This is a genomic window from Rossellomorea sp. YZS02, assembly GCF_033963925.1.
Taxonomy (GTDB): domain Bacteria; phylum Bacillota; class Bacilli; order Bacillales; family Bacillaceae_B; genus Rossellomorea.
The window spans coordinates 41752-51415 of sequence record NZ_JAXBLY010000026.1 but is presented as its reverse complement, the minus strand read 5'-3'; the positions used below and the strand labels follow the sequence as shown (position 1 = coordinate 51415).

The window sequence follows — 9664 nt, the reverse complement described above, 5'->3', positions numbered from 1 at the left end:
CACGCCGCCAGCGTTCGTCCTGAGCCAGGATCAAACTCTCCGATAAAAGTTTGAATAGCTCTTTAAAAATAAATCTAGAATTAACGTTGACGTATTGTCTTGTTTTGTTCAGTTTTCAAGGTTCAATAAAAGGTAAAATTGGAGCGGGTGAAGGGAATCGAACCCTCATCATCAGCTTGGAAGGCTGAGGTTTTACCACTAAACTACACCCGCATATAAAATTATGATGGTCGGGAAGACAGGATTCGAACCTGCGACCCCTTGGTCCCAAACCAAGTGCTCTACCAAGCTGAGCTACTTCCCGTCAGAAAAGCATATGTATAACCGCGTGCATGATGCTCGCTAGTAGAAATAAGATGGCGCGCCCGAGAGGAGTCGAACCCCTAACCTTTTGATCCGTAGTCAAACGCTCTATCCAATTGAGCTACGGGCGCATTATGTCTTTTGTGATCTTTTGGTGCGGCCGAGAGGACTTGAACCTCCACGGGGTCGCCCCCACTAGGCCCTCAACCTAGCGCGTCTGCCATTCCGCCACGACCGCGTTTTAAAGCGACAAACACTATTATACCGAGGATAATCTATCTTGTCAATAACTTTTTGAAAAAGTTTTGAAAGTGCGGGTGAAGGGACTTGAACCCCCACGCCTTGCGGCGCCAGATCCTAAGTCTGGTGCGTCTGCCAATTCCGCCACACCCGCATGAATCTGTGATATATTTTCGCATTGGCGAAAATGGTGAGCCATGAAGGACTCGAACCTTCGACCCTCTGATTAAAAGTCAGATGCTCTACCAACTGAGCTAATGGCTCGTAATGGCTGGGCTAGCTGGATTCGAACCAACGCATGTCGCAGTCAAAGTGCGATGCCTTACCGCTTGGCTATAGCCCAATACTTTGTTAAAAAGTGACGAGGTTTTTATAATAGCACGTCCACCCCGATGAAGTCAATAACTTTCATGAAAAAAATCTGGCGGTCCGGACGGGACTCGAACCCGCGACCTCCTGCGTGACAGGCAGGCATTCTAACCAACTGAACTACCGGACCAAAAAATTTTTGCGTCAGCAAAATATTTTACCTTACATTATATTGCATTAGCGAAAATAACTATCCTTACCTTGCGTTAGCAAAATAGGTTTCATTACCCTTCTGCTAGCAATATATTTCATTAAGTAAAAATGAAATGACCCGTACGGGATTCGAACCCGTGTTACCGCCGTGAAAGGGCGGTGTCTTAACCGCTTGACCAACGGGCCGCGTTTTAAAAGTAGTAATGGCGGAGAAGGAGGGATTTGAACCCTCGCGCCAGTTGCCCGACCTACACCCTTAGCAGGGGCGCCTCTTCAGCCACTTGAGTACTTCCCCATAAAAATGGCTCCGCAGGCAAGATTCGAACTTGCGACCGATCGGTTAACAGCCGATAGCTCTACCACTGAGCTACTGCGGAACGTAAAGTATTCTTTCGCTTAACTCGTCTTATCGACTCTTTAGATTATAATGACTCATCGATTTCTTGTCAACTACTTTCAGACACTTTTTTCCCGATTAACCGGATGTGATCGATAAGCTCATTTTTCATCTTTTTTCAATTACCATTTCCTTCTCCAATCGAAGCTTCCCTCTGCAGCGACCACAAACATATTTAGTCGTATTAATCTTTCGCTTCCTTTCAAATTCCCATCCGCACTTAGAACAGATATAAAGTAATAATCGCTTTCTCGTCTTCACACTGGGTAACGAAGAACAATGCCTCGGTCCCCCAACTTTCTTTAAAAGCCCCTTAAAGTCCGGATCTCCATGTTTATACCCTTTTCCTTCTATATGCAAATGATAATGACACAGCTCATGTTTTATGATGCCTATCAATTCGTCCATCCCATGCTCATCAAGATATTTGCGATTAATATCGATGTCGTGGCTTCTCAGCATATATCTTCCGCCTGTTGTTCTTAATCTGGGATTAAAGTACGCCTTATGAAGGAACGGCTTGTGGAATGACCTCATTGAAATTTTCTCAACCAACTGTTGTAACTCGGCATTCGTCATCTTAAATCCTTCTTTCTTTATTAGAACATGACAACCTATTATAGCATAAACTAGGTATCACCCTTACTGTTTAAACCCGACAATCTACTCTGGGATTTCACTGGTGTTTTCTTAGAGACAAGGAGGTTCATCCATGCCTAATTGGCTTGTCAATCAATTAAGGAAAGCTTATTTTGAAAAGGATCGTTATCAAATTAAACTACTTAATCAGTGCTGGTACTTTTATCGAAAGAAGAACTGCTCTTAATGAAAGCCGCCAATCCTAAAGTCATTCAATCCCATATAAAGAAAACGAGCTGACCCCCTGATAGTTTCCCTATCACGTGAGTCAGCTCCTATTTATTCCCTACTGAATCATCGTCAGTGAGACTCTTCCTTTGTGGACGTCCACACCGTCCACCCAAACCGTTACGACATCTCCAACAGATACCACATCTAATGGATGCTTTACGAAACCATTTTTCAATTTGGATATATGGACAAGCCCATCCTGCTTCACACCAATATCTATAAACGCTCCAAAATCCACTACATTCCTCACAGTCCCTTGTAGTTCCATCCCTTGAGTGAGATCTTCTAATTTCAGGACGTCCTTTTTCAGTAATGGTTTAGGAAACTCGTCCCTCGGATCACGACCCGGCCGAACGAGTGAATCAATGATATCCTTCAGGGTCAGTTTCCCAATCTCAAGTTCTTCTGAAACTTCATTTAGATCCAACTGACTGAGCGCCTGCTTTAATTCTTCTGAACCAATGGCCTCAACACTTAATCCTACTTTAGCGAGGAGCTTCTTCACATCCTGATAGTTGTCGGGGTGAATCGGAGTACGATCAAGAAGTTCCTTCCCATCTACGATCCGCAGGAATCCGATGCACTGCTCATACGTTTTGGCTCCAAGCCGTGGAATTTTCTTTAATTGGGCTCTCGATTGAAACCTGCCTTCTTCCTCTCTCTTTTTCACGATATTATTTGCCACCGTCTTTGAGAGTCCTGCTACATATTGAAGCAGAGAAGATGACGCCGTATTGACGTTCACTCCTACTTTGTTCACCGCTGTTTCCACGACAAAGGTTAAGGATTCATTCAATTTCTTCTGAGAAACATCATGTTGATACTGGCCGACTCCGACGGATTTAGGATCGATCTTCACTAACTCTGCCAACGGATCCTGCAGTCGTCTTGCAATGGAGACAGCACTCCTCTCTTCAACCTGAAGATCAGGGAATTCTTCTCTCGCCACATCAGACGCGGAATACACACTTGCCCCTGCTTCATTGACAATCAAATAGGAAATGTTTTCGTTCAGATCTTTTAATATATCCACCACGAATTGTTCTGTTTCCCTCGAAGCTGTTCCATTTCCAATCGCGATCACTTCGATCGAATATTTCTTCAAAATGCTTTTCATTATGTCTTCTGCCTGGCTCCGTTTTGATTTAGGCGGGTGTGGGTAGACCACATTGATATCGAGGGTTTTCCCTGTTTCATCAATGACAGCCAGCTTACAGCCCGTACGGAATGCAGGATCTACACCCAATACCATCTTTCCTTTCATAGGGGGCTGAAGCAGTAATTTCCGTAAGTTTTCAGAGAAGATATGGATGGCCTGGTCTTCTGCTTTGTCTGTTAATTCGTTTCGGATCTCCCTTTCCACCGATGGCTGGATAAGTCTTTTATAACTATCCTCCACCGCTTCTTTCACTAAAGGCGTGGAAATGGAATGGATATTTTTAATGACCTGCTTTTCTAAATAGTGTTGAATACCCTCTGCATCTGGCTGGATATTCACTTTGAGGATGTCTTCCTTTTCCCCTCTATTCATCGCCAGCACCCGGTGGGGAACCACTTTATGTATAGGCTCCTGATAGGAATAATACATTTCAAAAACTCTTTTTTCGTCCAGCTCTTCCTTTTTCACCTTCGTTTCAATTAACCCTTTTCTAAATGTGTGTTTTCTTATGTAGTCCCTGTAAGAAGCTTCGTCGGAAATATATTCTGCAATGATATCCCTTGCTCCGTTCAAGGCTTCTTCGACAGTTTTCACTTCTTTTTCTTCAGAAATATAGCGTGTTGCCTCAGCTTCGAGGTTTCCGTTTGAAGGGAAAGTAAGGATCCATTCAGCAAGGGGTTCCAATCCTTTTTCTTTCGCTACGGTCGCTTTGGTACGTCTCTTTTGTTTATAAGGACGGTATAAATCTTCCACCATTTGAAGCTTGTCCGCTTTTTTTATGTTTTGAGCTAATTCTTCTGTTAACTTCCCCTGTTCTTCTATCAAGCGGATGACTTCTTCTTTCCGCTGCTCAAGATTCTGCAGGTAGTTCCATTTATCCATAATATTCCGGATCTGAACCTCGTCCAGCGCGCCTGTCTGTTCTTTTCGATACCTGGCGATGAAAGGAACTGTATTCCCTTCCTCCAGTAGTGAGATGACGTTTTTTACATTCTTTATTGATAAGTTTAATTCTTTTGATACTTGGTTGAGTAATGGTTCTTGCTTTGATAAGGTTGTTGTCACATCTATAACCTCCATTAATAGGATTCTTTTATATTTTACCATAATTACCTTTTAGGATTGAAAAGGCTGTTGATTCCATTCCACAAGTACGCCAAACATACAAAATACAAAAAAAACTTACCCTAAAGCTCTTAGAGTAAGTTTCCAATGATATATGTTGTATCATCTGAAGTACCGTCGACTAACGACTGAATATCACCTAATGCTCCGTGAAGCGTTGGATATCTCTGCAGGATATTTTTCACACCAGAGATATTTAATCCATCCGAGTGAATGAGGAATCTCGAATTAGGATTGTAGTGAAAGCGTTGGGTTTTATACTTCTGCGGCCTGCCAGATAAATAACCTGTTACCGGCAGGGGATAAGTCATCTTTCCTTCAGGTGCATACATATAAAAACGGATATTTCCTACACAACTATACACAAACTCTTTGGAATGGTAATAGGCCTTGATAATCGCCACGGCAGCCCCGCGTTTTCTTTGAAGGGCTTCGTTACAGAGGCTCATAAGTGTATCCACATCCTCGTGGTGATGTTCTTCAACAATTTCCACGACTACATGAGAAGACTCATAGGCAAACTTACCGCTTCCTAAACCATCGGCCAGGACACAGATAAAGTAATCGCTTGTAGACGTATAGTAATAACTATCGCCACAAAAGGGGTTCCCATTTTTCGATACCTGCTCTGCATAAAGCTCTATATCATTTTGTTGAAGATACGCCATTAATAATGACTCTCCGAATCGTTCATCTCTTCTTGTATGGCTTCCCTTAGCTTCTTAATCGCTCTTCTTTGCAGTCGGGAAACATGCATTTGAGAAATTCCGAGCTTTTCACCAGCTTCTTTTTGGCTTAAGTTCTCCAAGTAAGTGTGTTGTATAATAGATTTTTCCCTATCGGTAAGAACATGAAGTACTTTCTCCAGAACAAGTCTCTGATTTACTTTCTCGTAGCCCTCATCCTGGTCTCCAACAATATCCAGTATCGTTACCGTGCTACCCTCTGAATCAGCCTCGATGGAGTGATCAACAGACAACGCCTGATAACTTCTGCCCATTTCCATTGCTTCAAGTACTTCTTCTTCACTCACTTCCAAGTACTCTGCAATTTCATGAACCTGGGGAGAACGCTCCAATCTATTAGTCAACTCTTCAACCGTCGATTTTATTTTCGGGCCAAGTTCTTTTATTCTGCGGGGGACATGTACACTCCATGTTTTATCCCTTAAGAACCTTTTGATTTCTCCGATGATGGTTGGAATGGCAAAGGCTTCAAATGATCTGCCGAAAGATTCATCGTACCTTCTAATCGCTCCAAGAAGTCCTATCATCCCCACCTGGATGATATCCTCATGGAAAGACCTGCCCTTTGAATATTTTCTCGCAATGGACTCAACAAGATTTTGATAGTGCAGGATAAGTTGACTCTGAGCGTCATCATCCTGGGTTTCCTGGTAATCCTTGATCCATTGCAGTACTTTTTCCTTTTGGGCCTGCTGGTTAGGTTGAGATAGTTTTTTCATCCCTCTCCACCTGCTCCCCTGATAGGAATTTAGTCATGAAGACTGTCACTCCCTCCTTGTGATGCACTTTTACATCATCCATCAGGCTCTCAATAAGGTAAAGACCCAACCCACCTTCTCTCAAGAACTCAACGGAATGATCGGCATGATAAGGACCAACAGCACTTCGGATTTCCTTGAAATCAAAACTTTCACCGTGATCTGCCACCATCACCTCAAGACGATCCCTATACAGTGCAAACCCGACAACAACTTCACCGTCATTGTCCTTGTATGCGTGCTGTACAGCATTGGTGATTGCCTCACTTGTAGCGATTTTCAAATCCTCGATGGCATCATAATCAAACCCCATGCGACTTGCAATTCCCGAAAGCGTCAAACGAATAACTCCGACATATTCCGGTTTTGCGGGGATCTTCATTTCGATGTAATCAAAAGCTTGCATCATTCCACTCCACCTTCTACCTTGGAATTAATATTCATAATATCCCCTAAACCTGTAATATCAAACAGTCTTTGCAGACGTTCGGACAAACCTACAAGATGAAGCTGTCCCCCGCGTGCTTTTACCGTTTTAAACAGGCCGACGAAAACCCCAAGTCCCGTACTATCCATATATGACACTTCGGAAAGGTCGACAGTAATATCTTTATTATCAGCTTCAGCAGATGGTTGAAGCGTTTCTTTAAGCTTTGGAGCAGTATATGCATCAATTTCCCCCGCCACTTTCACAAGCAGATCGTTTTCTTTTTCTTTCATATCTATTGATAAGTTCATAAAAAGACCACCTTTTTGGCAACATTATAATAAGTCTCTAATTATTTACCCTATTTAAAATAAAAATAAACTTCTTTATGAATTTCTTTTTATGATGATCAAGGTGAAATCGTCCCTAAGCTCAAAATGCTGAAGCTTTTCGAGTTGTTTATACACCTTATTCACAATCTCCTGTGTAGGCAGATGAGTATATCGGCTGATTAATTGGACCAGATCTTCCCTCTCGATGAATCCTTCTTCTGTCCGGCATTCCGTTACGCCGTCGGAAAGGAGGATGATCATATCCCCAACTTCTACCCGTCGTTCATACTGCCTGTACTTCGCTTTCTTATCGACTCCCAACAGAAGTCCTTTTGCATCAAGATCCTCATATTCATCGGTTGACGCTCTATAAAAAAAGCCAGGTTCATGCCCAGCTGATGAATATGAAAACAAATGTTTCTCAGGGTTATAAACCCCGTAGAACATAGTGATGAACATACTTGCATCCACGTTCTGCTCCACGACTCTATTCAAACTTTCCAAGACGGCGTTCGGTTCATGGCGATACTCGGGCAAGCTGTCCATCGCGTATTTAATCATGGACATGCAAAGAGCAGCCGGTATCCCCTTCCCGATGACGTCTGCAATAGCCACACTGACATGATCATTTTCGTCCTGGACAAAGTGGTAGTAATCCCCATTCATCTTCTTGGCAGGGACGCTGACTGCCCCAATATCCAGTCCCTTCACTGCAGGGATGACTGTACCAAGCAGGGTCTGCTGCATATTGGATGCTACATCTATTTCATTGTTTAATTCCTGTTGTTTCGTTCTCAGACTTTGATGCTCACGGTATGCAAAACCATAGCCAATCATGACTTCCAACAGGATATCGAATGAGTGCAGTACCTGATGCGGTATATTCGGTTCCATTTCAAGAATGACATTCTTATGAAGGCTGATGATTTCTTCCGGTGATACGTGATGCTCAATTGATTTACGACTGAATTTCTGCCCTAAGTAAAGAGCTTTCTCATCTTGATCGTTAAGATAATGCTCAATGATCTCTCTATATTTTGAATCCATCAATTCTCTGAAATTCATCTAACTCCCCCTAGCGGAGCCACTTAGTCGCCCTAATATCTGTTCCTTCACCCGGTACAGATTCTACGTTAAATTCGTCCATTAAACGTTTAACCCCAGGCAAACCTGCTCCTAATCCGCCCGATGTGGAATATCCATCTTCCATTACCTTCCTGATATCAGCAATACCAGGACCTTCATCTAAGGCGATAATGCGCACACCCTTCTTTCCGGCGTCAAATAATTTTTCAATGCAAATTTGACCATAGCCGGCATATAAATAGATGTTCCTTGCTAATTCGCTGATAGCCGTAGTGATACGAGCTTGGTCAACTGTGCCGAATCCGAGCTCTTTCGCTACATTCCTCCCTAACTGGCGGGCAGCAACGATGTCCCATTCATTCGTGATCTTCACGCAGGATTGGCTATCCATACCTAGTCCCCCAGTTCCAATTGTAATTTCTCCAGACCTTTTTCCAGGTCGAGAGCGGTTAGAACGTCCTCTAACCTGATTCCAAGCTCAATCAACGTAATGGCTACAGCAGGCTGAATACCCGTGATGACCACTTTAGCCCCCATCAATCTCGACATATTGATGACATCCCCAAGAACTTTGGCGATAAAGGAATCTATAAAATCAATGGAGGTGATATCGATTACTACTCCCCTTGCACTCGTCTCGTGAATCTTCTGAAGAAGATCTTCTTGAAATTGAAGGGCGGTTTGATCATCCAGCTCCCACTGAATGGAAATTAACAAACAATCATGCAGCTTTAAAATTGGTATTCTCACTCTAATCCCTCCGCCGAAACAATTTTTCGATTTGTCATTTCAAGAGCCTTTTCTATTCCTTTTCTTAACGTACTATTCGTACTGAACTGATTAAGATCAATTCCTAAATTAACGATGGTCTGGGCAATCTCCGGTCTGATTCCCACAAGCATACACTTCGCACCGACCAGACGCACAGCCTCTGCTGCCTGAATGATATGATGAGCAACCATTGTATCGACCACAGGTACACCCGTAATGTCAATCAGCACAACTTCCGCCCTATGCTTCACTACACCGTTTAACAGGTTTTCCATGATCAGTCGCGCCCGTTCTGTGTCAATCGTACCAACAAGAGGCATAATGGAGATCTTTTCAAAAACCGGTATGAGCGGTGCCGATAATTCCTGCAATGCGATCTTCTGAAGAGAAACCGTTCTTTCCCATGATTCTGTATACGCTTTGACTACTCTGTTGTACATCGGTGTCAGCCACTTATCGAATTTTTCAACCTGAGCAGCGTAATTTTCTTCTGAAATCAGTTGATCATTCGTCATGCCCTCAAATACCACTTTACCAAAAGTGCCTAAAGCCGTTGTCACAAACGTCAGAGGCCACCCCAATCTGACAACCTTCTCAGCGAAATCTTCCAAGCGGCTGTTGAATTCTTTCGAATCTCTCAGATTGGAAGCAATCATTTCAACAAACTCATGGCTTGTCTTAGTGAAAACCTGATCAGAAACGACTTGGAGAAATTTCTCATCCGCTTCATTTCTCATTCGTTCCATCCAAATACTAGTGATCTCTGATTTATTATTTTGAATATAATCCGTGACTTCACTAAACATTTAGTTCTCTCCATTCTATCATATGAAATTTAACCTCAGTATTTATGCCCGGTGATGTAATCCAATTTTAAAGTAGTTTACAACCGTGGTCGAAAAATGACGTAATTAATTTAATAGTAACA

At 42.8% G+C, this 9664-nt stretch carries 11 protein-coding genes and 11 tRNA genes; 1 reads left to right on the top strand and 21 read right to left on the bottom strand.

The genetic code is table 11. The features are described 5' to 3' along the window. Nucleotides 1-139 precede the first annotated feature (139 nt). The 12 genes from SLH55_RS20970 to SLH55_RS20915 all read right to left on the bottom strand — a co-directional run bounded on the left by SLH55_RS20970 (nt 140) and on the right by SLH55_RS20915 (nt 2041). A tRNA-Gly gene (locus SLH55_RS20970) sits at nt 140-213 on the bottom strand. 14 nt (nt 214-227) lie between these two features. Continuing rightward, nucleotides 228-304 (bottom strand) — tRNA-Pro (locus SLH55_RS20965). Between the two features lie 53 nt (nt 305-357). Further along, a tRNA-Arg gene (locus tag SLH55_RS20960) sits at nt 358-434 on the bottom strand. A gap of 21 nt (nt 435-455) precedes the next feature. Further along, nucleotides 456-541: transfer RNA gene (locus SLH55_RS20955), tRNA-Leu, on the bottom strand. Nucleotides 542-615: 74 nt separating this feature from the next. Then, nucleotides 616-697 (bottom strand) — tRNA-Leu (locus SLH55_RS20950). A gap of 34 nt (nt 698-731) precedes the next feature. Continuing rightward, nucleotides 732-807, bottom strand: a tRNA-Lys gene (locus SLH55_RS20945). Nucleotides 808-811: 4 nt separating this feature from the next. Beyond that, nucleotides 812-886 (bottom strand) — tRNA-Gln (locus SLH55_RS20940). Between the two features lie 79 nt (nt 887-965). After that, nucleotides 966-1042 (bottom strand) — tRNA-Asp (locus SLH55_RS20935). 137 nt (nt 1043-1179) lie between these two features. Further along, nucleotides 1180-1251 (bottom strand) — tRNA-Glu (locus SLH55_RS20930). Between the two features lie 18 nt (nt 1252-1269). After that, nucleotides 1270-1360, bottom strand: a tRNA-Ser gene (locus tag SLH55_RS20925). A 7-nt stretch (nt 1361-1367) separates the two neighbouring features. Continuing rightward, a tRNA-Asn gene (locus tag SLH55_RS20920) sits at nt 1368-1442 on the bottom strand. A gap of 128 nt (nt 1443-1570) precedes the next feature. Then, nucleotides 1571-2041, bottom strand: coding sequence for a SprT family protein (locus SLH55_RS20915; protein ID WP_219166348.1), 471 nt, complete (start codon nt 2039-2041; stop codon nt 1571-1573). 133 nt (nt 2042-2174) lie between these two features. On the opposite strand from SLH55_RS20915, the gene cmpA reads away from it, so the two are divergent. Next, on the top strand, nt 2175-2288 hold the full coding sequence (gene cmpA / locus SLH55_RS20910) for a cortex morphogenetic protein CmpA (RefSeq protein ID WP_219166347.1): 114 nt from the start codon (nt 2175-2177) through the stop codon (nt 2286-2288). Nucleotides 2289-2387: 99 nt separating this feature from the next. Here cmpA and SLH55_RS20905 read toward each other — a convergent pair whose 3' ends face one another. The 9 genes from SLH55_RS20905 to SLH55_RS20865 all read right to left on the bottom strand — a co-directional run bounded on the left by SLH55_RS20905 (nt 2388) and on the right by SLH55_RS20865 (nt 9542). Then, nucleotides 2388-4571 (bottom strand): Tex family protein, encoded by a 2184-nt coding sequence (locus SLH55_RS20905; protein ID WP_413787121.1) that lies wholly within the window; start codon nt 4569-4571, stop codon nt 2388-2390. Between the two features lie 116 nt (nt 4572-4687). Continuing rightward, a complete protein-coding gene (locus SLH55_RS20900; protein ID WP_219166346.1) occupies nt 4688-5284 on the bottom strand; it encodes a PP2C family serine/threonine-protein phosphatase in 597 nt (198 codons plus the stop codon). Then, nucleotides 5284-6081 carry an RNA polymerase sigma factor SigB gene (gene sigB / locus SLH55_RS20895; RefSeq protein ID WP_219166345.1) on the bottom strand — a complete coding sequence of 266 codons (798 nt, stop codon included), beginning with the start codon at nt 6079-6081 and terminating at the stop codon, nt 5284-5286. The genes SLH55_RS20900 and sigB overlap by 1 nt, the downstream gene beginning before the upstream one ends. Further along, on the bottom strand, nt 6059-6526 hold the full coding sequence (gene rsbW, locus SLH55_RS20890; protein ID WP_307513643.1) for an anti-sigma B factor RsbW: 468 nt from the start codon (nt 6524-6526) through the stop codon (nt 6059-6061). Before rsbW ends, sigB begins: the two co-directional genes overlap by 23 nt. Continuing rightward, entirely contained in the window at nt 6526-6858 is a 333-nt protein-coding gene (locus SLH55_RS20885) for an anti-sigma factor antagonist (protein WP_219166343.1), read from the bottom strand. Before SLH55_RS20885 ends, rsbW begins: the two co-directional genes overlap by 1 nt. 75 nt (nt 6859-6933) lie before the next feature. After that, a complete protein-coding gene (locus tag SLH55_RS20880; protein WP_219166342.1) occupies nt 6934-7944 on the bottom strand; it encodes a PP2C family protein-serine/threonine phosphatase in 1011 nt (336 codons plus the stop codon). Between the two features lie 10 nt (nt 7945-7954). Further along, nucleotides 7955-8356 (bottom strand): anti-sigma regulatory factor, encoded by a 402-nt coding sequence (locus SLH55_RS20875; RefSeq protein ID WP_034763056.1) that lies wholly within the window; start codon nt 8354-8356, stop codon nt 7955-7957. 2 nt (nt 8357-8358) lie between these two features. Then, a complete protein-coding gene (locus SLH55_RS20870; protein WP_034763058.1) occupies nt 8359-8715 on the bottom strand; it encodes an STAS domain-containing protein in 357 nt (118 codons plus the stop codon). Beyond that, nucleotides 8712-9542 carry an RsbT co-antagonist protein RsbRA gene (locus SLH55_RS20865; RefSeq protein ID WP_219166341.1) on the bottom strand — a complete coding sequence of 277 codons (831 nt, stop codon included), beginning with the start codon at nt 9540-9542 and terminating at the stop codon, nt 8712-8714. Before SLH55_RS20865 ends, SLH55_RS20870 begins: the two co-directional genes overlap by 4 nt. Nucleotides 9543-9664 lie beyond the last annotated feature (122 nt).